The organism is Streptomyces sp. NPDC002619 (assembly GCF_042889305.1).
Taxonomy (GTDB): Bacteria; Actinomycetota; Actinomycetes; order Streptomycetales; family Streptomycetaceae; genus Streptomyces.
This window is the reverse complement of record NZ_JBIAQV010000019.1, coordinates 120948-146906: the sequence shown is the minus strand read 5'-3', so window position 1 is coordinate 146906 and position 25959 is coordinate 120948. Positions and strand designations below refer to the sequence as shown.

The 25959-nt window shown below is 70.5% G+C and carries 17 protein-coding genes and 1 pseudogene; 6 read left to right on the top strand and 12 right to left on the bottom strand.

All coding sequences use genetic code 11. The annotated features are described in order from the left end of the window. Positions 1 to 39: 39 nt before the first annotated feature. Positions 40 to 855: an inositol monophosphatase family protein gene (locus tag ACFYXB_RS27070; RefSeq protein WP_389586725.1), complete on the bottom strand. Its 816-nt coding sequence runs from the start codon at positions 853 to 855 to the stop codon at positions 40 to 42. Between the two features lie 8 nt (positions 856 to 863). Further along, entirely contained in the window at positions 864 to 1991 is a 1128-nt protein-coding gene (locus ACFYXB_RS27065) for a ferrochelatase (RefSeq protein WP_389586723.1), read from the bottom strand. Between the two features lie 211 nt (positions 1992 to 2202). On the opposite strand from ACFYXB_RS27065, the gene ACFYXB_RS27060 reads away from it, so the two are divergent. The 3 genes from ACFYXB_RS27060 to sepH all read left to right on the top strand — a co-directional run bounded on the left by ACFYXB_RS27060 (position 2203) and on the right by sepH (position 6227). Continuing rightward, a complete protein-coding gene (locus ACFYXB_RS27060) occupies positions 2203 to 3441 on the top strand; it encodes an MFS transporter (RefSeq protein ID WP_389586721.1) in 1239 nt (412 codons plus the stop codon). Continuing rightward, positions 3401 to 4720, top strand: coding sequence for a D-arabinono-1,4-lactone oxidase (locus ACFYXB_RS27055; RefSeq protein ID WP_351348269.1), 1320 nt, complete (start codon positions 3401 to 3403; stop codon positions 4718 to 4720). Before ACFYXB_RS27060 ends, ACFYXB_RS27055 begins: the two co-directional genes overlap by 41 nt. A gap of 475 nt (positions 4721 to 5195) precedes the next feature. After that, positions 5196 to 6227, top strand: coding sequence for a septation protein SepH (gene sepH / locus ACFYXB_RS27050; RefSeq protein ID WP_389586719.1), 1032 nt, complete (start codon positions 5196 to 5198; stop codon positions 6225 to 6227). 58 nt (positions 6228 to 6285) lie between these two features. Here the strand turns inward: sepH and ACFYXB_RS27045 are convergent, their stop codons facing one another. Continuing rightward, positions 6286 to 7137: a sulfurtransferase gene (locus tag ACFYXB_RS27045; protein ID WP_389586717.1), complete on the bottom strand. Its 852-nt coding sequence runs from the start codon at positions 7135 to 7137 to the stop codon at positions 6286 to 6288. Positions 7138 to 7458: 321 nt separating this feature from the next. On the opposite strand from ACFYXB_RS27045, the gene ACFYXB_RS27040 reads away from it, so the two are divergent. After that, positions 7459 to 8262, top strand: coding sequence for a VOC family protein (locus ACFYXB_RS27040; protein WP_389586716.1), 804 nt, complete (start codon positions 7459 to 7461; stop codon positions 8260 to 8262). Between the two features lie 29 nt (positions 8263 to 8291). On the opposite strand, the pseudogene ACFYXB_RS27035 reads toward ACFYXB_RS27040, so the two are convergent. The 3 genes and pseudogenes from ACFYXB_RS27035 to ACFYXB_RS27025 all read right to left on the bottom strand — a co-directional run. Beyond that, a pseudogene (locus ACFYXB_RS27035) lies at positions 8292 to 8450 on the bottom strand (thymidine kinase); the annotation flags it as partial. Between the two features lie 437 nt (positions 8451 to 8887). Beyond that, on the bottom strand, positions 8888 to 9604 hold the full coding sequence (locus tag ACFYXB_RS27030) for a two-component system response regulator (RefSeq protein WP_389586714.1): 717 nt from the start codon (positions 9602 to 9604) through the stop codon (positions 8888 to 8890). Further along, positions 9601 to 13854 (bottom strand): HAMP domain-containing protein, encoded by a 4254-nt coding sequence (locus ACFYXB_RS27025; RefSeq protein ID WP_389586712.1) that lies wholly within the window; start codon positions 13852 to 13854, stop codon positions 9601 to 9603. Before ACFYXB_RS27025 ends, ACFYXB_RS27030 begins: the two co-directional genes overlap by 4 nt. An 86-nt stretch (positions 13855 to 13940) precedes the next feature. On the opposite strand from ACFYXB_RS27025, the gene ACFYXB_RS27020 reads away from it, so the two are divergent. Both ACFYXB_RS27020 and ACFYXB_RS27015 read left to right on the top strand, forming a co-directional pair. After that, positions 13941 to 15827 carry a SpoIIE family protein phosphatase gene (locus ACFYXB_RS27020; protein ID WP_389586710.1) on the top strand — a complete coding sequence of 629 codons (1887 nt, stop codon included), beginning with the start codon at positions 13941 to 13943 and terminating at the stop codon, positions 15825 to 15827. A gap of 131 nt (positions 15828 to 15958) precedes the next feature. Continuing rightward, a complete protein-coding gene (locus tag ACFYXB_RS27015) occupies positions 15959 to 16252 on the top strand; it encodes a hypothetical protein (RefSeq protein ID WP_389586708.1) in 294 nt (97 codons plus the stop codon). Between the two features lie 51 nt (positions 16253 to 16303). Here ACFYXB_RS27015 and ACFYXB_RS27010 read toward each other — a convergent pair whose 3' ends face one another. The 6 genes from ACFYXB_RS27010 to ACFYXB_RS26985 form a co-directional block, all read right to left on the bottom strand. Next, positions 16304 to 18931 carry a SpoIIE family protein phosphatase gene (locus ACFYXB_RS27010; RefSeq protein ID WP_389586707.1) on the bottom strand — a complete coding sequence of 876 codons (2628 nt, stop codon included), beginning with the start codon at positions 18929 to 18931 and terminating at the stop codon, positions 16304 to 16306. Next, positions 18928 to 19701, bottom strand: a complete 774-nt coding sequence (locus ACFYXB_RS27005; protein WP_389586705.1) for a SpoIIE family protein phosphatase — start codon at positions 19699 to 19701, stop codon at positions 18928 to 18930. Before ACFYXB_RS27005 ends, ACFYXB_RS27010 begins: the two co-directional genes overlap by 4 nt. 561 nt (positions 19702 to 20262) lie before the next feature. Next, positions 20263 to 20913, bottom strand: a complete 651-nt coding sequence (locus ACFYXB_RS27000; RefSeq protein WP_351348293.1) for a thymidine kinase — start codon at positions 20911 to 20913, stop codon at positions 20263 to 20265. 51 nt (positions 20914 to 20964) lie between these two features. Beyond that, positions 20965 to 22161, bottom strand: coding sequence for an alkaline phosphatase family protein (locus ACFYXB_RS26995; protein ID WP_389586703.1), 1197 nt, complete (start codon positions 22159 to 22161; stop codon positions 20965 to 20967). Beyond that, positions 22161 to 22745 (bottom strand): DUF5998 family protein, encoded by a 585-nt coding sequence (locus ACFYXB_RS26990; protein ID WP_351348296.1) that lies wholly within the window; start codon positions 22743 to 22745, stop codon positions 22161 to 22163. The genes ACFYXB_RS26995 and ACFYXB_RS26990 overlap by 1 nt, the downstream gene beginning before the upstream one ends. Before the next feature lie 302 nt (positions 22746 to 23047). Beyond that, positions 23048 to 25891: a GNAT family N-acetyltransferase gene (locus ACFYXB_RS26985; RefSeq protein ID WP_389586701.1), complete on the bottom strand. Its 2844-nt coding sequence runs from the start codon at positions 25889 to 25891 to the stop codon at positions 23048 to 23050. Between the last annotated feature and the right edge of the window lie 68 nt (positions 25892 to 25959).

Genomic DNA, 25959 nt, shown 5'->3' with positions numbered 1-25959 from the left:
ACGCGCCGGCCCGGAGTGCCCCGTGGGCGAACGACCAAATCAGTCGTGCCAAGCGCCGAAGCCCTCCAGCAGGGACTGGAGGGGCTCGAAGACTCCCGGGGTGCCGGCGACCGTCAGGTCGCGTGAGGGGCGTTCTCCGGGGCGCCCGCCCGTCAGGGCGCCCGCCTCTCGGGCGATCAGGTCGCCCGCCGCCACGTCCCAGGCGTTCAGGCCGCGCTCGTAGTAGCCGTCCAGGCGGCCCGCGGCCAGGTCGCAGAGGTCGATCGCTGCCGAGCCGCTGCGGCGGATGTCACGCAGGAGCGGGATCAGCCGGGCGGCGACCTCGGCCTGGTGGGCTCGGACCTCGGAGACGTAGTTGAAGCCGGTGGAGACCAGCGCCTGATCCAGGGGCGGCGCCGGCCGGCAGGCCAGCTCGCGCTCGCCCTCCCAGGCACCCGTGGCACGGGCGCCCCCGCCGCGTACCGCGTGGTACGTCTCGCCCCGCATCGGAGCGGCGACGACGCCGACGACGGCCTCCCCGCCCCGCTCGGCCGCGATGGACACCGACCAGGTCGGCAGCCCGTACAGGTAGTTGACCGTGCCGTCGAGCGGGTCGATCACCCAGCGGATGCCGCTCGTGCCCTCGATGGAGGCGCCCTCCTCGCCGAGGAAGCCGTCGTGCGGGCGGTGGCGGGAGATCAGGTCGGTGATCAGCTTCTCCGCCGCGATGTCCATCTCGGTGACTACGTCGATGGGGCTCGACTTGGTCGCGGCGACCGCGAGATCGGCCGGGCGGCCGTCCCGGAGCAGCTCGCCGGCCAGGCGGGCGGCCTCCTGTGCCAGTTCAAGCAGTTCCGAGTGCAGGGGATCGGTCACGGGGCTCCTCATGCGTAGGGGCTGTCGGCGCCCGCGGCGGCGGGGCGCGGGGCCCGGGCTGGGCAGCAGCCGGCCGGGCACACGTTGTGGCTTGCGCCGAGCGTGCCCAGGGCGCATGGGGTGACCTCGTGCCCGCTCTCGGTCGCGGCGCGCTCCAGGATCAGTTCGCGGATCGCGGCAGCGAAGCGCGGGTCCGCGCCGACGGTGGCCGAGCGACGCACCGGCAGGCCCAGTTCGGCGGCCTTGGCCGTGGCCTCCGTGTCGAGGTCGTAGATGACCTCCATGTGGTCGGAGACGAAGCCGATGGGGGCCATCACGACGGCCGGGACCCCGGCGCTGTGGAGGTCCTGCAGGTGATCGCAGATGTCGGGCTCCAGCCACGGGATGTGCGGGGCGCCGGAGCGGGACTGGTAGACGAGCCGCCAGGGGTGGTCGACGCCGGTGCGCTCACGGACGGCGTCGGCGATCAGCTGGGCCACGTCGAGGTGCTGCTCGACGTACGCGCCGCCCTCTCCGTGAGCCTCGGCCGGGCCGGAGGTGTCGGCGGCCGAGGTCGGGATGGAGTGGGTGGTGAAGGCGATGTGGGCCGCGTCCCGGGCGTCCTCGGGGAGGTCGGCCAAGGACTGGAGCACCCCGTCGATCATGGGCTCCACGAAGCCGGGGTGGTTGAAGTAGTGCCGCAGCTTGTCGATCTTGGGGAGTTCGAGGCCCTCGGCCTCCAGGCCGGCCAGCGCGTCGGCGAGGTTCTCGCGGTACTGGCGGCAGCCCGAGTAGGAGGCGTAGGCGCTGGTGGCCAGGACCAGGATGCGGCGGCGGCCGTCGGCGACCATCTCGCGCAGGGTGTCCGTCAGGTACGGCGCCCAGTTGCGGTTGCCCCAGTACACCGGCAGGTCCAGCCCGTGGTCGGCGAAGTCCTTGCGGAGGGCGTCCAGCAGGGCGCGGTTCTGGGCGTTGATGGGGCTGACCCCGCCGAACAGGAAGTAGTGCTGCCCGACTTCCTTGAGGCGTTCCTTGGGGATGCCGCGCCCGCGCGTCACGTTCTCCAGGAACGGGACCACTTCGTCGGGTCCCTCGGGGCCGCCGAACGAGAGCAGGAGCAGGGCGTCGTAGGGGGTGGCATCGAGCGCGTCTGGCATATCTCGATCCTGCCACCCGGTGCTGACACCCGGGAAACAGCGGGGTGACGAGTGCGGTTCAGGACGGTTCGTCCCGGTGTCCGCCCGGGTGCATTAGGGTCACCTAACTCGTAAGCTGTATCGACCTCGTTCACGCCTTACGGAGGCGCCGTACGCCCACGTACGCGCGCGTGCCCAAGGCGCCTGCCGTACCGGACCACCGGAGACACCCGTGCCCAGCCCGTATCGCGCCCTGTTCGCCGCCCCCGGCACCAGGGCCTTCTCCGCCGCGGGCTTCCTCGGCCGGATGCCGCTGTCGATGATGGGCATCGGCGTGGTCACGATGATCTCCCAGTTGACCGGGCAGTACGGGCTCGCGGGCGCGCTGTCGGCGACCATCGCGCTCGCCGCCGCGGCGATCGGGCCGCAGATCTCCCGGCTGGTCGACCGGCACGGGCAGCGCCGGGTGCTGCGCCCCGCGACCCTGGTGGCGCTCGCCGCCGCGGCCGGCCTGCTGCTCGCCGCGCACTTCGACTGGCCGGACTGGGTGCTGTTCGTCTGCGCCGCCGGAATCGGCTCGGTGCCGAGCCTGGGCGCGATGATCCGGGCCCGCTGGGCGGCGCTGTACCGGGGCACCCCGCAGCTGCACACCGCCTACTCGTTCGAGTCCGTGGTGGACGAGGTCTGCTTCATCTTCGGGCCGATCATCTCCATCGGCCTGTCCACGGTCTGGTTCCCGGAGGCGGGCCCCCTGCTGGCCGCGTGCTTCCTGGCCGCCGGCGTCTTCTGGCTGACCGCCCAGCGCGCGACCGAGCCGGAGCCGCACCCGCGCGAGGACCACGGCGGCGGTACGGCCCTGCGCTCCCCCGGTCTCCAGGTGCTGGTGGCGACGTTCGCGGCCACGGGTGCGATCTTCGGGGCGGTCGACGTGGTCACGGTGGCCTTCGCCGACGAGCGCGGCCACAAGGGCGCCGCGAGCGTGGTCCTGGCGTTGTACGCGGCGGGTTCCTGTCTGGCCGGAGTGGTCTTCGGGCTGCTGCGCCTCTCGGGGTCGCCGGAACGCCGGTGGCTGCTGGGCGTCTGCGCGATGGCCGTGAGTATGATCCCCCTCCTACTGGTCGGAAACCTGCCGCTTCTGGCCGTGGCGCTGTTCGTTGCGGGCCTGTCCATCGCACCGACGATGATCACGACGATGTCCCTCATCGAAGAGCACGTACCTCGCGCGCAGCTCACCGAGGGCATGACCTGGGTGAGCACCGGCCTCGCGGTCGGGGTCGCGCTCGGCTCCTCCGCGGCCGGCTGGGTGATCGACGCAGCCGGTGCGCGCGCCGGGTACGGGGTTCCGGTGGTGTCCGGGGCCGTCGCGATCGCGGTCGGTTTCCTCGGGTACCGCCGGCTCTGCAGGCCGGTCACGGGTCGGGGAGGCACCGTTGAGCACCACAGCGAGCGGGAAGAACGGCACGTGGCATAACTGGGGCGGCAATGTCGCCGCCCGTCCCGCGCGGGAGGTGACGCCCGCCTCCGTGGAGGAGCTGGCGGCGGCCGTGCGCGCGGCGGCCGAGGACGGCCTGAAGGTGAAGGCGGTCGGCACCGGGCACTCCTTCACCGCCATCGCCGCCACCGACGGGGTGTTGATCCGCCCTCAACTGTTGACGGGTATCCGCACCATCGACCGGGACGCCATGACCGTCACGGTGGAGGCCGGCACTCCGCTCAAGAGACTCAACATGGCCCTGGCCCGCGAGGGCCTGTCGCTCACCAACATGGGCGACATCATGGAACAGACGGTCTCCGGCGCGACCAGCACCGGCACCCACGGTACCGGCCGCGACTCAGCCTCGATCGCCGCCCAGATCAAGGGGCTTGAGCTGGTCACCGCCGACGGGTCGGTCCTGTCGTGCTCCGAGAAGGAGAACCCGGACGTCTTCGCCGCCGCCCGCATCGGCCTCGGCGCGCTGGGCATCGTCACCGCGATCACCTTCGCCGTGGAGCCGGTCTTCCTGCTGGCCGCTCGCGAGGAACCGATGCCGTTCGAGAAGGTCCTCGCCGAGTTCGATCAACTCTGGGCCGAGAACGAGCACTTCGAGTTCTACTGGTTCCCGCACACCGGCAACACCAACACCAAGCGCAACAACCGCAGCGCCGGTCCCGAGCAGCCTATGGGGCAGCTGTCCGGCTGGTTCGAGGACGAGTTCCTCTCCAACGGCGTGTTCCAGGTGGCCCAGTGGGTCGGACAGGCGGCGCCCGCGACGGTGCCGTCGATCGCCCGGATCTCCAGCAGGGCCCTGTCCGCCCGCAGATACACGGACATCCCCTACAAGGTCTTCACATCGCCGCGCAGGGTGCGGTTCGTGGAGATGGAGTACGCCGTTCCGCGCGAGGCGCTGGTCGACACCCTGCGCGAACTGAGGGCCATGGTGGAGCGATCGCATCTCAGGGTCAGCTTCCCGGTGGAGGTGCGCACCGCCCCGGCCGACGACATCACCCTGTCCACCGCCTCGGGCCGCGACAGCGCGTACATCGCCGTCCATATGTTCAAGGGCACGCCGTATCAGGCGTACTTCACCGCCGCCGAACGCATCTTCACCGCGCACGAGGGCCGCCCGCACTGGGGCAAGGTGCACACCCGGGACGCCGCGTACTTCGCCGGGGTCTACCCGCGCTTCGGCGAGTTCACCGCACTGAGGGACCGGCTCGATCCGGAACGCCTGTTCCAGAACGACTACTTGCGGAGGGTCCTGGGGGCGTGACGGCGCGCGACTCGACCAGCCGAATGCGCAACTAGGGGGCGCAAGAGGGGACATAAGGGGCACGCAAGCGGAACTCACGGCTCCAATAACGGCAATTACGTGAAGTACGCCACGTTTGGGATCAAGGAGACCGGGGTGCGGGCGGTCAAGTCGCATCCCTTGACTGAAGTTGGGCGGCGCGCCGATCCACGCACGTGGTCCGAATGGAGTACTGTTGCGAGCCCTGGGTCCGGTCTCCCGCCAGGGCGTCCGGGGCCTTGATGGACCGCCGGGAGGGGGCTAGTTGCACAGGGTGACAGAGTTCGTCACTTAGCGTTGCGAATAGGTAACCGTGCCATAACGGCGATCCAGGGCCCACGCCCGACACGCCGGGCAACTCGGCAAGGTTGTGGCAGGCTGCACCCGGGCAGGCCACACTCGACTAGCGGAAGCAGCGACGCACGTGACGTCGGCAGGCACCACCCGGGAGGTCCCCATGCCCGAACTGCGTGTCGTGGCCGTCTCGAATGACGGCACACGGCTGGTGCTGAAGGCTGCCGACGCGACGGAGTACACCCTTCCGATCGACGAGCGGCTGCGCGCCGCCGTGCGCGGCGACCGCCCCCGTCTCGGTCAGATCGAGATCGAGGTGGAGAGCCATCTTCGCCCCCGCGACATCCAGGCGCGTATACGTGCCGGTGCGACCGCGGAAGAGGTCGCCCAACTCGCCGGCATCCCCGTCGACCGCGTGCGGCGCTTCGAGGGTCCGGTGCTGGCCGAGCGCGCCTTCATGGCGGAGCGGGCCCGCAAGACCCCGGTCCGCAGGCCCGGCGAGAACTCCGGTCCGCTCCTCGGCGAGTCCGTCCAGGAGCGGTTGGTGCTGCGCGGCGCCGAGAAGGACACCGTGCAGTGGGACTCGTGGCGTCGCGACGACGGCACCTGGGAGGTCCTGCTCGTCTACCGGGTCGCAGGCGAACCGCACTCGGCGAGTTGGACGTACGACCCGCCGCGGCGACTGGTCCAGGCCGTCGACGACGAGGCGCGCTCGCTGATCGGCGAGTCCGACGACCTCTCCGTACCGGAGCCGAGCTTTCCGTTCGTGCCGCGCATCGCCCGGCTGCCGCGTGAGCGCGCCCTCGACCGTGGGCTGGAGCGGGAGCGGCTGAGCCTGCCGGCCCAGGCGTCCGAGCCCGCCGAGGAGAGCACGGGCGAACGCGACTCGCTGACCAGCCTGTTGGAGGCGGTGCCGAGTTTCCGGGGCGACATGGTGGTCCCGGAGCGCCCGGCGGAGCCTGTGGAGGAGCCCCCTGCCGAACCCGCGGCGGAGGAACCCCCCGCTCCGGCGGCCTCGGCCGGTTCCGCCTACGCGGACGTGCTCATGCCGCGCTCGGTGGGCAGCCACCGCGACCGTCTCGTCGGCGCCACCGACCGACAGGCCGAGGCCGACGGGGTGCGCCCCGGGCGCCGGGCGGCAGTGCCGAGCTGGGACGAGATCGTCTTCGGGACCCGGCGCAAGAAGCAGGACTAGCCGGCCGTACGACCGTATGGAGAGGGGGCTCTTGAGCGAGCCCCCTCTCCATTTTTCGCTACTGCGGGTCCGGACCGACGGCGACCGGACGGGACAGGTCCGAGGACCACTCCGACCACGAACCCACGTACAGCGCGGCCGGAATGCCCGCGACCGCGAGCGCCAGCACCTCGTGGGCGGCCGAGACCCCCGAGCCGCAGTACACGCCGACCTCCGCCTCGCCCGACGCGCCGAGAGCGGTGAAGCGTGCCCTCAGTTCCTCGGCGGGCAGGAACCGGCCGTCCGGTCCCACGTTCTCGTTCGTCGGCGCGGACACGGCGCCCGGAATGTGCCCGCCGACCCGGTCGATGGGCTCGACGTCACCCCGGTACCGCTCCCCCGCGCGGGCGTCGAACAGCACTCCGGAGCGGGCCAGCGCGGCGGCGCCCTCCGCGTCGAGCAGGTCCACCGCCCCCGGCACCGGCTCGAAGTCGCCCTCGGCCGGGGCGGGTACGTCCGTGGACAGCGGTCCCTCCCACGCGGCCAGCCCGCCGTCCAGGACCCTCACGTCCGGGTGCCCCGTCCAGCGCAGCAGCCACCAGGCGCGGGCCGCCGCCCAGCCCTGCCCGCCGTCGTACACGACCACGGGCCGGGTGGCCGTCACTCCGGCGCGGCGCATCGCCGTACCGAATTCGGCCAGGTCTGGCAGCGGATGCCGGCCGCGCTCGCCGGGGGCCGAGGCCAGTTCCTTGTCCAGGTCGACGAAGACCGCGCCCGGGATGTGCCCGGCCGCGTACTGAGCGCGGCCGTCGAAATCGGGGGCGCCGGCCGCCTTGACCACGCTCAACTGCCAGCGGACGTCGAGCAGTACGGGCGGGTTGTCCCCGTTCAGGTCATGCGCGAGTCGGGTTGCGGTGATGATGGCTTTCATGGCTCCCATGAATACGTCAGGGGTGGCCGCATCGTCCAGGTCCGACTACTCTGCTCGGCCGGACGGCCTCGGTCACGAGGTGTACGGGATCGAGCACATGCTGTGCAGCTGATGGACACCCGGCGGCAAGGACCCGGAAACGGGTGAGAAACGGCGGATCAGGCATCCTCGCGTCGGTGGTCACGTTCGGCGGCGCGGCCGTGGCCCACGACGCCACGGAGGGTGCGAGCATCGGCACGGGGCGTGCACGCGGCTGCGGCACACCGGGTGCGTTGAGCGGAAGCGACACGGCCACCGTGAGGGGCCGGGGAGAGAGTGACGATGACCGAGGCACGTGGGTCGACCGGACCGAACGGTGACGCGCACGCCCGGAACGCGCCCGGCACCCCCTGCTGGGTGAGTCTCATGGTGCACGGCCTGGCCTCGACCGAGGAGTTCTACGGCGCCCTGTTCGGCTGGGAGTTCGAGCCCGGACCACGACAACTCGGCCCCTACGTACACGCCCTGCTCGACGGCCGGGAGGTGGCCGGCATCGGGCAGCTGCCGCCGGACCGTCATCTGCCCATCGCGTGGACGCCGTACTTCGCCTCGGACGACGTGGACCGGACGGCCGACACGGTACGGCTGTGCGGCGGCACGGTGGGCGTCGGCCCCCTGACCGCGGACGACGCCGGACGGCTCGCCATCGCGTCCGATCCGTCGGGCGCCGTGTTCGGCCTGTGGCAGGCGGCCGCGCACTCGGGCACGGTCGTCACCGGCGTGCACGGCACGCCCGCCTGGAACGAACTGCTCACCTTCGAGACCGCGAGCGTCACCAAATTCTACGAGACGCTGTTCGGTTACGAGGAGGAGCCGGTGGTTTCAGCCGACTTCGACTACATGACCCTGAACATCGAGGGCCGCCCGGTCGCCGGCATCCACGGCGTCGGACATGCGCTGCCCCGCGACCGTGGCCCGCACTGGCTGACGTACTTCGAGGTCGACGACACGGACGAGACGCTGGGGCGGCTCCGGGACCTCGGCGGCCATGTCCTGAAACCGGCCCGCGACAGCGCACACGGGCGGGTCGCCACGGTCTCGGACCCGGAGGGCGCGATCTTCTCCGTGATCCAGAGCCCGCACTGAGCCTCAGGAAGGCGACACGGGAAGGGCGTCCGGGCCGAGGCGGCCGTCATACGACGCCGGTGGTGGCGGCACAGCACCTCGTAACCGACCTCGTCCGCCGACTGGTTGACGTCGCCGACGACCACCTGGGCACCCTCGACGACCATTTCGTCCCCTATCGTGCGCGCGTTGTGCGTGGCGCGGGCGCCCGTCGGAGGTGGTCGTGAGGATCGGAGCCACAGCGCGTCGCCCGCCGCGGGTTCCGCCCTGGCTCACCGAGCTCGCCCGATCGGGTGGCGGTCCGCTGCCCTGTCCCAGAGGGGCCACGCTCTGGTGATCGCCGTACGGATGGCTGTCGGGATGGCCGCCAGGCATCGGGTTGTCGGCGTACTGGCCGGGGTGGGCGGGCTGCTCGGCATATTGTCCGACCGGACCCCACGTGATGAGACTGCGGCGGGTTGCCACCGCCGCTGTCTTCGGCGGCGGCGCCGCCGGCCTGCTGATCGGCACGGCCAGAGTTCCCGCCCCCCACCCACGGATCGTGCGGGACCCGCCCGCAAAGCCGCCGCGCCCGACCTGCGCGGCAGCCGGCCGGGGCCGGACCATGATCGGCGGCGAGGCCCCGGCAGGTACCTGCATACGCAGGTTAGGTGTCCCGGCGCACCCGCAGTCTGCCGACGGCGCGTTCCAGGCCGGCGATGCGGTCGGCGAGCTCGGCTGACTCGGTTCCTTCGGCGTCGCGCAGTTGCAGCTCGATCTGGGCGAGCCGCTCGGTGATCTCCGCCAGCCGCTCGCCGCTGTCCGCCGCCGCACCGGTGCCTGTGGTCCCTCCTCGCGGCTTGTCCAGGGCATCTCCCGTGGATTCGACGGCTTCCGGGGATCCCGCTGGTCCCGTCGATTCCGCGGGCGTCCTCTCGCCGACCAGCAGCTTCCGCAGCTGCTCCGCTTGTGCGGCGAGCTGGCGGTTCTTGCGGTGCAGGTCCAGGAAGACGTTGACCTTGGTGCGCAGCAGCCACGGGTCGAAGGGTTTGGTCAGGAAGTCGGCGGCGCCGATCGCGTATCCCCGGTAGATGCAGTCCGTGTCGGCGTCGGTCCCAGTCAGAAGGATGATGGGAACGTCCTTGGTCTGGTCCAGGCGCTTGATGCTGGCGGCGGTCTCGAAGCCATCCATTCCGGGCATCAGGACATCGAGCAGCACGACCGCGAACTCCTGGCGCAGCATCGCCTTGAGGGCCTCCTCTCCGGAGCGGGCGCGTACCAGCTGCTGGTCGAGTGAGCCGAGTACGGCCTCCAGCGCCACCAGGTTCTCCTCCATGTCGTCGACGATCAGGATGTTGGCCTTCTCGGGTGTGGTCGGGCTCATGGCTTCTGCCTCGGCGGGATTTCTTCGTCCTTCTCAATGGTGTGTGGTGCTTGCGCGGTTCCTGGCTCCGGTGCCGGGAGGGCGTCCTGTGGGTCGAGCAGGTCGCAGATGACCGTGAGCAGGCGGTCCACGTCCACGGGCTTGGGGACGTAGTCGGAGGCGCCGCTGTCGATCGCCTTCTCGCGGTCGCCCGGCATGGCCTTGGCGGTGAGCGCGATGATCGGCAGGTCGGCGAGGCGTGGCGTGTGCCGGATAACCCGGATAGCCTCATATCCATCCATTTCCGGCATCATGATGTCCATCAGGACCAGCGACATGTCGGGAGACCGGTCGAGGACCTCGATGCCTTCGCGGCCGTTCTCGGCGTACTTCACGGTGATGCCGACGCGGCCCAGCACATGTGTGAGCGCGAAGACGTTCCGGATGTCGTCGTCGACGATGAGGATGCGGCGTCCTGCCAGCACGCGGCCGGGGCGCCCGCTCAGCCACTCCTTGAGCCGTGTCGTCTCCGGCCAGGTGTCGTCGCGGCCGTCGGCGGCCTCCGGAGTTCCCCTGCCGACCAGACTGTCCGCGCTGCCGAAGACGCCGCTCGGCGCGTAGTCGGCAGCGGCCGACGACGGTCCGGCCTGTCCGAGGAGCGCAGCGGGGGTGGTGGCGTCCGTGGTCCGCGGCGCCGCCGGGTCGGGCCCGGGGGTGACGCCGGGGTGGCGCGATGGAACGTAGAGGGTGAAGCGGGATCCGATGCCCAGTTCGCTCTCGGCGACGATCCGGCCGCCGAGCAGCCCGGCGATCTCGCGGCTGATGGACAGCCCGAGCCCGGTGCCCCCGTACTTGCGGCTGGTGGTGCCGTCGGTCTGTTGGAACGCGTCGAAGATCACCGGAAGCTTCTCGGGCGGGATGCCGATGCCGGTGTCCTTGACCGAGAACGCGATGACGGTCTCGGCGTTCCGCAGCGCCCGGTCCTCGAACTTCGTTCCCGGCACGCGCTCGACGCGCAGTTCCACGCCGCCGGACGAGGTGAACTTCACCGCGTTGGACAGCAGGTTGCGCAGGACCTGCTGGAGGCGCTGCTCGTCCGAGAGCAGCTCACTCGGCACGTTCTCGCCGACCGTGACCTCGAAGGTCAGGCCTTTGTCGATGGTCAGCGGGCGAAAAGTGGCCTGCACGTATTCCAGCAGTTTGACCAGCGGCAAGGCCTTCGGGCGCACATCCATCCGGCCCGCCTCGATCTTCGACAGGTCGAGGATGTCGTTGATCAGCTGGAGCAGGTCGGAGCCTGCACGGTGGATGGTGGCCGCGAACTGCACCTCCTGGTCGGACAGCCGGCCGTCCGGGTTGTCGGCGAGCAACTGCGCAAGGATCAGCAGCGAGTTGAGCGGGGTGCGCAGCTCGTGCGACATGTTGGCCAGGAACTCGGACTTGTACTGCGAGGAGGTGGCCAGCAGGGCGGCCTTCTCTTCCAGCTCGGCGTTGGACCGCTGGAGCTCATCCGAGCGCTTGCGCAGCTCGGTAGTGAGGCGTTGGGACTCCGAGAGCAGCGACTCGGTACGGGAGTTGGCGATGATGGTGTTGATGGAGACGCCGATGGTGGTGACGAACTGGTCGATGAAGGCGAGGTGTACGTCGCTGAATCTACTGAACGAGGCCAGCTCGATCACTCCGAGTACCTGGTCCTCGAAGAGGATCGGCAGGATGACGACGTTGGCCGGGAGTGCGGCGCCGAGCCCGGAGTTGATGGTGATGTAGTCCGCGGGGACATCGGCGATGAGGATGCGCTTCTTCTCCAGGGCGGCCTGGGTGATCAGCCCGCGGCCCGGCGTCCCGGAGTCGAGCAGCGGGCCGCTCCCGCTGGCCGCGTCGGTGCCGTAGCCGGCGATGAACTGAAGCCCCTCGCCCGGCCTGGCGGCCGCCTCGGTCAGGAAGAACGCCCCGAACTGCGCGTTCACCAGGGGCGTCAGCTCGCTCAGGATCAGGTCGGCGACCTCGACGAGATCGCGGTGGCCCTGCATGAGGCCGGCGATGCGGGCGAGGTTGGACTCCAGCCAGTCCTTGGCACGGGTGGTCTCGCGGAGGTTGGCCACCATGAGGTTGACGTTGTTCTTCAGCTCGGCGACCTCGCCCTGTGCCTCGACCGAGATGGCGCGGGACATGTCGCCCTGGGTGACGGCGCTGGCGACCTCGGCGATCGCGCGGACCTGGGAGGTGAGGTTCGAGGCGAGTTCGTTGACGCTGGTGGTCAGCCGCTTCCACGTTCCGTAGACGCCCTCGACGCGGGCCTGGCCGCCCAGTTGCCCCTCGCTGCCGACCTCGCGGGCGACACGGGTGACCTCGGAGGAGAACGAGGAGAGCGTGTCGACCATCGTGTTGATGGTGGTCTTCAGCTCCAGGATCTCGCCGCGCGCGTCGACGTCGATCTTCTTCGACAGATCGCCCTGCGCGACGGAGGTGGCGACCTGGGCGATGTTGCGGACCTGCGAGGTCAGGTTGTCGGCCATGAAGTTGACGTTGTCGGTGAGGTCCTTCCACACCCCGGAGACCCCGCGGACCTGAGCACGTCCGCCGAGCCGCCCCTCGGTGCCGACCTCACGGGCGACGCGCGTGACCTCGTCCGCGAAGGCCCGCAGTTGCTGGACCATCGTGTTGACGGTGTCCTTCAGTTCCAGGATCTCGCCGCGGGCGTCGACATCGATCTTCTTCGACAGGTCGCCGTTCGCGACGGCCGTGGTCACCTGCGCGATGTTGCGGACCTGCGAGGTGAGGTTCAGCGCCATGAAGTTGACGTTGTCGGTGAGGTCCTTCCACACCCCGGAGACCCCGCGGACCTGCGCCTGACCGCCCAGGTTCCCCTCGGTGCCGACCTCACGGGCGACGCGCGTGACCTCGTCCGCGAACGCCGAGAGCTGGTCGACCATCGTGTTGATCGTCGATTTCAGCTCCAGGATCTCGCCCTTCGCCTCCACCGTGATCGTCTTGCCGAGGTCACCCTGTGCGACGGCGGTGGCGACCTGGGCGATGTTGCGGACCTGCGAGGTCAGGTTGTCGGCCATGAAGTTGACGTTGTCGGTGAGGTCCTTCCACACCCCGGAGACGCCGCGGACCTGAGCACGTCCGCCGAGCCGCCCCTCGGTGCCGACCTCACGGGCAACGCGCGTGACCTCGTCCGCGAACGCCAACAGCTGGTCGACCATCGTGTTCACGGTGCTCTTGAGCTGCAGGATCTCGCCCCTGGCGTCCACGGTGATCTTCTGGCTGAGATCGCCGTTGGCGACGGCGGTGGTCACCTGGGCGATGTTGCGGACCTGCGAGGTGAGGTTCGACGCCATGAAGTTGGCATTGTCGGTGAGGTCCTTCCACACCCCGGAGACGCCGGGCACCTGAGCACGTCCGCCCAGTTTCCCTTCCGTGCCGACCTCACGGGCGACGCGCGTGACCTCGTCCGCGAACGCCCGAAGCTGGTCCACCATCGTGTTCACGGTGAGCTTCAGCTCCAGCAGCTCGCCCGTCGCCTCGACCGTCACCTGCTGGGTCAGGTCGCCGCGCGCCACCGCCGTCGTCACCACCGCGATGTCGCGCACCTGTGCCGTCAACCGCGCGGCCATGGTATTGACGGCCTCGGTGACGTAACGCCAGTCGCCCGACAGGCCCTGCACCTTGGCCCGTCCGCCGAGCCGCCCCTCGGTCCCGACCTCACGTGCGACCCGGGTCACCTCGCCCGTGAACAGGGACAGTTGGTCGACCATCCGGTTCACCACGCGCCCCAGGCGCCGCAGGTCACCGCGGAGTTGGCGGTTGCCGTCGCGCAGATCCACCCGCTGCGTCAGATCACCGGCCGCGACCGCGTCCAGCACCCGCGTCGCATTCGCGACCGGAGCAACCAACGCCTCCACGAGCTGGTTCGTCGCGTCCACGCTCGTCGCCCATGCCCCCTGCCCCGGGCTCGCTGCGATCCGCTCGTCCAGTCTGCCCTGCCGCACGACCTCGCGTCGCACCCGCTGGAGCTCCGCGGCCAGATGCGCGTTCCGCGCGCCGATCTGGTTGAGCACCCCCGCCATCTCGGCCAGGACGCCTTCATGCACACCCTCCACACGGAAAGTGAAATCGCCGTCACACAATGAGTTCAAAGCCGCGAGCAACGGCCGCAGCTCGGCGGTGCGCACCCACTGTCCATCTGGGACGGAGCCCGGCCGGTCTGCGGGTTCCGGGGAGTGAAGGGAGGGGGAAGCGGGAGGCGGGGCCGGGTCGAGTGTCATGGCAGCCCACTCTCAGCAATCGGATCATATGAGTGCTTTGTCGTAAAATACGTCACATAGCTGGAGTTTATGTCACTGTGAACGACATGGAGACGCCCGTGGGGTCGTTGCCCTCTCCTCCGCGTGAGTTCGTCTCGCGGACGACCCTGCCCGCCGACGACTCAGCGGCCTCCGCGGCACGCTCGTTCGTGCGCGCCGTGCTCGCCGAATGGACCGACCCGGCGGTTCCCGCCTCACCGAAGATCACCGACCGGCTCGTCGACGACGCCGTGCTGCTGGTCAGCGAGCTCGTCACCAACGCCGTCGTGCATGCCGGTACCACGATCGAGGTCGTCTGCCGCCTGGAGGCGGGCAACGGACCGCCCGCCTCGTCCCACCTCGACGTGGACGAGCCCGTCGGGGTCGTCATCGAGGTGGCGGACCGCCACCCCTCCCGCGCGGTGCGCGGCGGGAAGGACGCACAGCGCGAGCGGTACGGCCATGGACTCCAGGTCGTCGGCGCACGGGCCGAATCGTGGGGCGTGACGTACCAGCGCGCCCAGAAGACCGTGTGGTTCCGGCTGGAGACCACAGCCGAGGAGCCCGAGACGGCCGGCGGCCCCTTCGACGGGGCGTCCCACCGCGAGCCGCACGTCGAAGAGATCCTCGCGAACGCCCCGCCGCACGACCACCGCGACGGCACCGCCGAGTGGGTCGACCGCGGAGGGCCGTCGTTCCTCGCCGAGGTCAGCGAGCTCCTCGCCGGCCAGCTCGACCAGGACATGGTCGCCGCTCTGGCCGGGCAGCTGCTGGTGCCCAGGCTCGCCGACTGGTGCGGCGTGTGGCTGTGCGCCGAGGACGACGGGATGCGGCTTTCCTGCGTCTGGCACGCGGACGAACGGTGCATCGAGGCGCTACGCCTCGTGCTGGAGAAGGAACCGCCGCCGGCCAGGCTCGGCACGACCGGTATCCCCTGGCCCTGGCCCTGGCCGAAGGGCCCGGACACGGGCGGCGCGGGCGGCTCCGCGATCGCCTTCCCCCTGGTCACGGGCAGCCGCTGCCACGGCGTGCTGCTGCTCGGCCGGGCGGGGCTGCTGCAGATGACGGACGGCGCCGTGCGGCTGGCGGAGGACGTGGCGCGGCGTGTCGCCCAGGCGGTGGTCACGGCCCGCCGGTACACCCGGCAGACCACCATCAGCCGGGCGCTCCAGCGCGGGCAGCTGCCCGCCTCCCTCGCCAGCATCCCGGGCGTCGACACGGCAATCGTCTACGAGCCGCACGGCCAGGGCCAGACCGTCGGCGGCGACTTCTACGACCTGTTCCCGATGGGAGACGGCCGCTGGGGCTTCCTGCTCGGCGACGTGTGCGGCCATGACCCGGAGGCGATGTCCGTCACCGGCCTGGCCCGGCACCTGGTGCGGCTGCTGGCACGCGAGGGCCACGGCGTCACATCGGTGCTCGGCAGGCTGAACGCCGCGATGGCGGAGGAGAGCGCTGAGGCCGAGGCGCTCAGCGGCGAGCAGGCCCGGCCCCGCTTCCTGAGCCTGCTCTACGGGGAACTGGAGCCCGACCCGGTCGCGGGCGGCGCGCACTGCACGCTCGCCAGCGCCGGGCACCCGCTGCCGCTGCGGCTGTCCGTCGACGGCTCGGTGGCGCCCGTAGCGGACCCGCAGATGCTGCTCGGAATAGGCGAGGACATCCAGTTCCACGCCAACTCCTTCGACCTCGCGCCGGGCGAGACGCTGCTCTGCGTTACCGACGGCGTGACCGAACGCCGCAGCGGGAACCGGCAGTTGGACGATGACGACGGCCTGTCCGAGCTGCTGCGGGGCTGCGTGGGGCTGGGCGCCAAGGCCGTCGCGGAACGCGTACGGCAGGTGGCGCACGACTTCGACACCGGGCCGGTCGACGACGACCTCGCGGTGCTGGTGCTCGAGGCGGTCCCGACGCCCGCACCGATGCCGGGGGCCGCTCGGGTGCGGCGCCAGGGATGATGCCGAACACCTGACCGCTGCCGGACACTCGGCCAAGGCCGGAAGCCGGCCCTGTCCCGCTCGGACAGATGGGGGTCCCCGAGGAATGCACACCGTTTCACGTTCGGCGACTTCGACGCGAAGATCAACGGATGGACGCCGCCTCGCTTGCCCCGCATGCCCAGCAGCCGGTCGGTGACGTCGCCGCGCTGACGAAGGACTTCCGCCACCAGGACTTCGACCGGAACGGCCTCCCGCTGCGCACCCACGAGATCCTCGAGAACACCCTGAACCAGGAACTCACCGGCGCCGCCGACCACGGCAGCGGAACCGGGCCGGCCACCACCGAGGCCGACATCACCGACACCAAGGAACTCCTCCGCCTGCTGGGCCCGTTGGTGCCCGCTCCACCGGAGGCGGCTGCTTCTTCGCCCTGCAAGGCGTGACGGACCGCTTGACTGGCTGGGTCCCCGCTCGCTGAACAGCCGAACAAACCTTCACGACAGGGCCTGCTCTGCCCAGATGGTCTTGCCGGAGGGCGTGTAGCGCGTTCCCCAGTGCTCGGTGATCTGGGCGACGATGAAAAGGCCGCGGCCGCACTCGTCGTCGCTGGCGGCGTGGCGGAGGTGGGGCGAGGTGTACCCGGTGTCGGAGACCTCGCAGATGAGGCTCCGGTCGCGGATGAGCCGGACATGGATCGGTCCGGCTGCGTGACGGATGGCATTGGTGACCAGCTCGCTGACGATCAGTTCGGTGGTGAACGAGAGGTCTTCGAGCCCCCACTCGGCCAGTTGGACCGTGGCCGCCGTACGGGCGTCGCCGACCGTTGCCGGGTCGGCGTCCAGCTCCCACACCGCCGTCTGGTGCCCATCGAGCATCTGCGTGCGTACGAGGAGCAGGGCGGCGTCATCGCCCACGGGCCCGGGCAGCAGAGTCGCCACCGCACGGTCGCAGAGCTCCTCCAGGGGAAGCCGGTGCTGGGCGAGAATGCCGGCGAGCAGGCCGAGCCCCACGTCGGTGTCATTGTCGGAGGCTCGGACAAGGCCGTCGGTGAAGAGGGCGATAAGGCTACCCGCGGGTAGCTGGAGTTCTGCGCTCTGGAAGGGCGGGCCCCCCAACCCCAGGGGTGGGCCCGGCGGGAGTTCCGGATAGGTGACGGCGCCGTCGTCCGGGCTCACGACAGCGGGTGGCGAGTGGCCCGCACGCGCCATGCTGCACAGCCCGGACACCGGGTCGTACACCGCGTACAGGCAGGTCACCCCGAGGGCCTCGGCACCCTCGGAGCCGGTGCTGCCCCCGCCGTGCACACTCGCTCGTTCCTTGGCGTTCTGCCCGATCGTGTCGTCCAGGTGCGCGAGGAGCTCGTCCGGAGGGAAGTCCAGCCGGGCGAGGACGCGGACGCACGTACGGAGACGTCCCATGGTGGCGGCAGCGTGCAATCCGTGGCCGAGCACCTCGCCGACGACCAGGCCGACACGGGAACCCGACAACGGAATGACATCGAACCAGTCACCGCCGACCCCGGACCGGCTGTCGGCGGGCACATAGCGGCTCACCGGCTCGACAGCCGACTGCGGCGGCAGGCTACGGGGCAGCAGGCTTCGTTGGAGCCTGAGGGCAGCGGCGTAACCACGCGTAGTGATCAGCATCAGCACGACGCCGAGCAGCAGGGCTCCGAGCCCCACGACGGTCACTCCGCCCGTCCGTCCGATGACGGGCAGGTCGATGGAGGTGGCGCCGTAGTCGGGGTCGGCATAGACGACGAAGGCGGCGTAGTAGAAGAAGTAGAACATCATCAGCCCGCCCAGACCCGGCAGCAGTCCCTTGAACAGGAAGTCCCGGGAGCTGCGGGTGAGCACCTTGCGGTAGTACCAGACGCAGGCGAAGCCGGTGAGGCCGTAGTAGAGCGAGATCGCGAGACCGACCGATTCGATGGAGTCGGTCAGGACGTTGTGACTGATCGTCGTCAGCAGGATGAGGAAGCCGATGGAGACCAGGCCCACTCCGACGGTCGACCAGGTCGGGGTGAGGAATCTGCGGTGGACCCGGGCGAGGCGGGAAGGGACGGCCTTGTGCGCGGCCATGGAGAAGACGGTCCGGGCCAGGGGCAGGATCGTGGTCTGGGTGGAGGCGACCGCGGAGGTCAGCACCATGAAGATCAGCAGCTTGCTGAGGAACCAGCCCGAGCCCTGGCTGCCGAAGACGGCGTTGCCCAGGCCCGAGAGCACATCCCCGGAGTTGTTCGTGTTGCCCAGCCCGATGCCCTCGGCGCCGACTCCGGCGAACGCCTGCGCCGAGGTGGAGACCAGGCCGTAGACGATCAGCAGCAGCACAGTGGAGATGACCGCCGCACGCCCGGGGGTGCGCGTGCTGTCGGCGGTTTCCTCGTTGACGGTGACAGCGGTGTCCCAGCCCCAGTAGACGAAGACGGCGGCGAGGACGCCTCCGGTCAGTGCTCTGGCCGAGTCCACGTGGAGGGGGTTGAACCAGGAGGCGGAGACGTGGATCGCGGTCGGAGGCGGACTGACGTAGGCCTTGACCAGGGCCGTGACGGCGAACAGCACCAGCATCGCCACCTCGGTGCACAGCAGCCAGCGCTGAACGGTGGCCGAGACCTCGATGCCGACGTAGCAGACCGCGGTCGTCACGATGATCCAGATGACGCCCGCGACGGTGGTCCACATCCTGCTGTCCGCGAGTGAGTCGAAGCCCAGGAGCCGGAAGCCGTAGATGCCGGCGATCTTTGCGAGGTTCGCCATGACGATGACGTCGGCGACGATGATGCCCCAACCGCCCATCCAGCCCGTGCGCGGACCGAAGGCGCGGGTGGCCCAGGTGAAGGCCGTCCCGCAGTCGGCGTCGCTCGTGTTGAGCTCCTTGTAGGCGTAGGCGATCAGCAGCATGGGGATGAAGGCCAGCATCGTGATGATCGGGGCCTGCAGCCCGACCCCCGCCACAATGAGGCCGAGTGTGGCCGCCAGGCTGTACGCCGGGGCGGCGGAAGCCAGTCCGATGACTACGGAGGAGAACAGCCCCAGGGCGTCGGTTTTCAGCCCCTTCTCACCGGCGGCCGAGCCAGGCACGAGCGGCGCGGCGGACTCTGCGGGACGACCGAAGAGCTTCACATCTGATTCCAACTCCGCAGCTCGCTCGCGCGCGGCACGGGCTTTCCGTGGTGGCGGCCCGCGTGCCTGGTGTGCATGCGGCGGATGGCGATGAGGGCGGCGTCGTCGTCGAGGCGTCCTCCGGTGGGGGCGAGCAGATCGCGCCGTAGGAGGTGGAGAAGGGTCTCGGGAGTGTTGTCGGTCCACTGGGCGGCGCGTTCGGTGAAAAGGTAGAAGGTGCCGTCTTGATCGCGGGCTTCGACCACGCCGTCGGTGTGGAGCAGGAGGGTGTCCCCGGCTTCGAAGGAAAACAGGTCGAGGGTGCAGTCGGCAGGGCCCGAGCCGAGCCCCAGCGGGGGTGCGGCGTACAGGTCGCCGCCGATCCGGGCCTCGTCTTCGGCCGCCAGGTACAGGCAGGCAACCTGCATTGGGCCCGGCCGGTCCGGCAGCGGCCACAGCAGCGCGTGCTGAGCGGCCTCGGCGACCGACCGCACCTGGGCCGGCCGGCGTCTGTGTTGCTTGCGGACCACGCAGAAGAACACGATCAGTGATGAGAGCACCGCGAGGGCGAGGACCTGCACCATCACGTTCCGGGAGAACAGCACGCCGAAGTGCCACCCGAAGAACGCCTGGGCCGCCACGGCCAGGACCTCGATCACCCCGGTCAGCAGGGGCCCGGCGAACGAGGCGCTGATCGCCGACGCGATGATCAGCAGCGGACCGAGATGTACGTCGGCCGGGACCAGGATGTCCACCACCGTGATCACCACGATGAGCACAACCGGGATCACGCACAGCGCATGGCCCGACTGCCACGGCTGCCTCAGACCAACAATGCGCTGCCGGAAGCCCACATCTTCCACAGTGCACCGTCCGGGGGCGGCTGACGAGCGCGGAGTACGGCGCCTGTCTCGGCAGGCGACCGCCACTCCGCGTACGTGCCTCGACCGAAAGGTCTGGACAGCAGTAGGCCCCGGGCGGCCGGCAGAGCAAGTGACCGTTGTCGACAAGACACGAGAAACGCGACGCGCGGACGGAGGTGGCGGCGCTCAGGCCGGTCGCCGCGTACTGATCGCCGGCGCGTTGCCGGTGCTGTTCCTGGCGGCCACCCACTCCACCTGGCGTGCGGCGCGACCAGCCCTTGTGTGCGGCTCCTGCCCAGGACTCGAACCTGCGGCCAAGAGCCTCCGTTGGCTCCCCTCGGACCACTCCCCCACAACCGATCGGCCCGCCACACAGCAGCAGCGACTCTCCTGCACCTCGAACCTCGCCACGGCACACGGCCGAACGATCCCGGACACCGACGGACATATGTACCGAAAAGGGCCGGGGCGCCGCCGACCGAGCCGCAGTCAGGACGATGCAACCGGCAGGACATCCGGCGACAGCGCCGCCGCTCGTGCCGCGGCGCTCGTCATCCGCCTGCGGTGATGACGCCGGCACAGCACCTCGTAACCGACCTCCCCGGCCGACCGGTCCACGTCACCGACCACGACCTGCTCCCCCTCGACCACCATCTCCCCGCCCAACGTCCGAGCGTTGTGCGTGGCCCGCGCCCCGCACCAGCACATCGCCTCGACCTGCAAGGTCTCCAGCCGGTCGGCCAACTCGATCAGCCGCTGCGAGCCCGGGAACAACCGGGTGCGGAAGTCCGTGGTAATGCCGAAGGCGAACACGTCCAGCTCAAGGTCGTCCACGATCCGGGCGAGCTGATCGATCTGCTCGGGGGCCAGGAACTGCGCCTCGTCCACGATCACGTAGTCGACCCTGCCACCCCGCGACAGTTCCTCCACCACATACCCGTACAGATCCAGACCCGGCTCGGCCTCCACCGCATCGGTCACCAACCCCAGACGAGACGACAACTTCCCCTCCCCTGCACGGTCGTCACGCGTGAAGATCAGACCCTGCAGCCCGCGAGCCGAACGGTTGTGCCCAATTTGAAGCGCCAAAGTCGACTTCCCGCAGTCCATCGTTCCGGAGAAGAACACCAGCTCGGGCATGGGAGGTTGAGCACCTTTCGGCGTGGAACGGGAGAGACGGGCGGCGGAGATTCAGGAGCGTGCTTCGAGCAGCGGCACGAACTGCTCGATGGGGGTCATCGAACCGTGGTTGCCGACCATCGCCGACTCCTTGGGCTCCCGCTCGGAGGCGATGATGAGGACGTCGTCATGAGCGGCGGCGACCACGTCGCCGATGCGCTCGTACACCCGGTCGTCCACCTGCGGACCGAACCAGCCCGCCGCGATCGCCTCGTCCCGCGAGGCCACCCAGAACTGCTCACCGATGACCTCGCGCCAACAGGTCAGAACGTCGCTCGCGGCACCCGGCAGCGCGTAGACGTGGCGGGCCCGGCCCTCGCCGCCCAGCAGGGCGACCCCGGCGCGCAATTCCCAGTCCGCGTCGAAGTCGATGCGGTGCTCCTCGTCGAACGGCACGTCGACCATGCCGTGGTCGGCGGTGACATAGAGCGCGCTGCGCGGCGGGAGCTGCTCGGCGAGACGCTGGACGAGCCGGTCGACGTACATGAGCTGACCGCGCCAGGTGTCGGAGGCGACGCCGTAGCGGTGGCCCGCGCCGTCCAGTTCGGCGTAGTACGTATAGACCAGGGAACGGTCGGCGGCGGCCAGTTGCTCGGCGGCGAGATCCATACGGTCCTCACCGGTCAGCCGCCCGTGAAACGTTCCGCCACTGAGCGCGACCTTGGTGAGCGGGGTGTTCTGGAAGGTGGGCGACGAGACCTGGGCCGCGTGCACGCCCGCCTCGTGGGCGAGTTGGAAGACGGTGGGGTACGGCTGCCAGGTCCGCGGATCGGTGTACGGCTGCCAGCGGAGCTGGTTCATCAGCTCGCCCGTGGCCGGGTCGCGGACCGTGTAGCCGGGCAGGCCGTGCGCGCCGGGCGGCAGTCCCGTGCCGATGGAGGCGAGGGATGTCGCGGTGGTCGCCGGGTAGCCGGCGGTGATCGGACGGCCCGAGCCGCCGCGCGAGCTGCCGAGCAGCGACGTCAGGAAGGGGGCCTCGTCCGGGTGCGCCGTGAGCTGCTCCCAGCCCAGCCCGTCGATCAGGAAGACACAGTTCCGGTCGGCCGCGGTCAGCTCCGGGATGGCCGCGGTCATGCCCGGTACGGACATTCCGGCGGCCAGGGTGGGCAGGAGGTCGGCGAGGGAACCGGTGCCGTACTCGGGGACGGGCGCCGATCCGAGGGCGAGAGGTTCCGGGTGGTCGTCCCAGACGGCGGGCTGGGCTGTCATCAGTCGAGTTCCGCGGTCGCCTCGGAGATGGCCTGCGCGAAGGCGAGCGCCTCGCGCACCGTCTCCGGGCCGTCCCCCGCCTCGCTGACGCGCAGGCTGAGGTCGTCAGCCGTGGAGCTGCCCGTGTAGCCGTGGTCGGCCTCGCAGTTGGGGTCGCCGCAGGCGGCGGGCTCGAGGTCGAGGCGGGCGACGGCACCCCAGCCGATGGTCAGCACGACCTCGCGGGGCAGCGTGCCTGGCGCGTACTGCTCCGGGTTGGCGACGACACGGCTCACCACGACCGAGGAGATCCGGCCGAGCTTCACGGATTCGGTGGACGTCGTGGCGTACGGCGTCGGGGAGGTGCTGTCGGCGGCCTGCTCGTCGGTGTGGCTGACGATGAAGCGATTGCCGGTGATGACCAGCACGGTCACGTGCCGGCGCACCTCGTTCTGGTCGAACGTCGTCTCCTGGTGGACCAGGTACGACCGGACGGGCTCGCCGCCCACGGCGGCCTCCACCGCCTCGGCCACGAGTGCCGGGTAGTAGCCGCTGCGCTCGATCGCCGCCCGCAGCCCCTGGGTCGTCGTACTGGTCTTGGCCATGACGTCCATCCTAATCCGTGGGCGAGGGGGGTCCGGGCCAGTCGCGAAGGTCCGGGCAGCCGGGAACCGCGTCCACGCGTGTGCCGCAGAACGAGCCCCGGCACGATCTCCAGCCGCGCGGCGGCGACGAGACAGGAGACGGCTTTCGTCCCGGCCGCGTCGGCCTCGAAGGCGACCACGACGGGCGGCGAAGCCGTGCCGCCTCTACGGGAACTCCACGGCGGTCCAGGGGATCACCTCCCAGTCCCACCAGCTCCCCTCGGGCAGCCACAGCGCGCCGTCCACGCCCCCCGCCTTTCTTCTTAGTACGCCGGGAGTGTCCGGGGGCCGAGGTCGTCGCGGGCGGGCGGTGGTGCGAGTCGTACGGTGGCGCCCAGGACGCTCAGGCCCCGCGGGGCCACGACCACGGGCTCCAGGGTGACGGCGACGACCTCGGGGTGGTCGTCGACCAGCCGGGACACGCGCAGCAGCAGTTCCTCGAGGGCGGGCGTGTCGACGGGGGTGGACCCGCGCCAGCCGAACAGGAGCGGTGCCGTCCGGATGGACCGCACCAGCGAGGTCGCCTCCCGGTCGGTCACCGGGACCAGCCGGTGCGCCATGTCGTCGAGCAGCTGCGAGGCGGCCCCGGCCAGCCCGAAGGACACCACGGCTCCGACCGCCGGATCGATGACGGCCCGTACGAGGGTGTCCACGCCCCGTGGTGCCATCGCCTGAACCACCGGGCGCAGCTCTTCCGGCTTCCCGAACAGCTCGGTCAACTCGGCGTACGCCCGCAGCAGTTGCTCCTCGTCCGCCAGGTCGAGCCGTACGCCGCCCAGGTCCGCGCGGTGGCGCAGATGCGGGGCGGTGGCCTTGAGGGCGACCGGGTAGCCGAGGGTGCGGGCGGCTTCGGCGGCGGTGTCGGGGGTGAGCGCCGGGATCGCCGAGCGCACCTGGATGCCGTACCGCGCCAGCAGCTCACACGTCTCCTCGGCGCCGGGTGTCAGCCCCTGCCCGCGCGTGAGCAGCCCCTCGATCAGGGCGGCGGCCCCCTTCTCGTCGATGTCCTCGAACTCGGGCACCTTCCCGGGATCGATCACTTCCCGCCGCCACTGCGCATACTTCACGGCTTCGGCGAGGGCCCGGACGGCGCGCTCGGGGGCGGGGTAGGCGGGGATGAGAGCGGTGCCTTCCGGTACCGGCACCACGGTGGGCAGCACCGCACCCGCTCCCGCACCCGCGGTGGGCAGTCGTTGCGCAAGGCGATGGGGGTCCCGCCGCTCGAGCGAAGCCGGTGCCGTACTGACCGCAGCCGACAACGCCTCAGCAAGCCCCCCAAGCTCCACATGCACCACAAGCACCGTCTTCCCAGGCACACCCGCCGAAGCCGAGCGCAACGCCTCCGCCAACTCAGCGTCCCCCCGCACCCCCTCCCCGATCGCCGGAATCGCCGTCACGACCACCGCGTCGCACGACTCGTCCGCCAGCGCCTCGGACAGCGCCCGGTGGAAGTCTTCCGCCGTCGCCCCGGTCGTCAGATCCACCGGACGCGACGGCCGCAACCCCTCCGCCAGGCATTGGTCGTACGTCAGCAGCCCCAGCGACTCGGAGTTCCCGAGGATCGTCACCCGGGGCCCGGCGGGCAACGGCTGACGCGCGAGCAGCAGCCCCGCGTCCACCAGTTCCGTGATCGTGTCGACCCGGATCACCCCGGCCTGCCGCAGCAGCGCGGACACCGTCGCGCGCGGCAACCGCGTCGCCCGTACCGCGTGCCCCTGCGGCGCGGACCCCGCGCCCTGCACCACGACCATCGGCTTCGCCGCGGCCGTACGCCGGGCGAGGCGGGTGAACTTGCGCGGGTTACCGATGGACTCCAGGTACATGAGGACGACGTCGGTGTCGGGGTCGTCGTACCAGTACTGGATGACGTCGTTGCCGGACACGTCGGCCCGGTTGCCTGACGACACGAACGTGGACACACCCGTGACCCCAGTGACTCCTGCCCCGCGCCGGTGCAGCCGGGACAGCAGCGCGATGCCGATGGCGCCGGACTGGGCGAACAGCCCGATCCTCCCCGGGCGCGGCATCTCCGGTGCGAGCGAGGCGTTGAGCCGCACCTCAGAGGAGGTGTTGATGATCCCGAAGGCGTTCGGCCCGATGATTCGCATGCCGTACGTGCGCGCGTGCCGGACGAGTTCGCGCTGCCGCTCGCGCCCGTCGGGACCGCTCTCCGCGTAGCCGGCGGAGACCACCACGAGCCCTTGCACCCCGTGCTCGCCGCACTCGGTGACCACCTGGGGCACCTGCTCGGCGGGGACGGCGACCACCACGAGGTCGACATGGCCGCCGATTTCGCGCACCGAGCGGTACGCCGGCACTCCGTCTACGTCCTTCAGCTCCTCGGGGAAGGCCCTGTTGACCGCGTACAGGCTGCCGGTGAACCCGGCGTCCCTGATGTTGCCGAGGAGGCCGCGGCCGATCCCGCCGGGCGTGCGGCCGACGCCGACGACTGCGACGGAGCCGGGCGCGAGGAGCCGTCGTACGGACCGCGCCTCCGCGCGCTGCTCCCGCGCGCGCTGCACTGCAAGGGACCGGTCGGTGGGTTCGAGGTCGAATTCCAGGCGTACGACGCCGTCCTCGAAGCTGCGCTTCTGGGTGTACCCGGCGTCCGTGAACACCTTGATCATCTTGGTGTTGGCGGGCAGCACCTCGGCGGCGAACCGGCGGATGCCGCGCTCGCGGGCGACGGCCGCGATGTGTTCCAGGAGGGCGGAGGCGACCCCGCGGCCCTGCTGGGCGTCCTGCACGAGGAAGGCGACCTCGGCCTCGTCGGCGGGGGCGGAGGCGGGTGCTCCGCCGGCGCCGATGCGGTCGTAGCGTACGGTGGCGATGAACTCGCCGCCGATGGTGGCCGCGAGCCCCACCCGGTCCACGAAGTCGTGGTGCGTGAAGCGGTGGACGTCCTTGGCGGACAGACGTGGGTACGCCGCGAAGAAGCGGTAGTACTTCGACTCGTCCGAGACCTGCTCGTAGAAGCTGACCAGGCGGTCGGCGTCGTCGACGGTGATCGGCCGGATGCGTGCGGTGCCACCGTCGCGCAGCACCACGTCCGCCTCCCAGTGGGCGGGGTACTCGTGCCGGTCCTGCCGGTCCGCCGGGGTCTGCATGGGCCCCAGAGTACGGCTCGCCAATGACAACGGCGCGAGGCAGTCTGTGGGGAACGGAGTCGGACCGA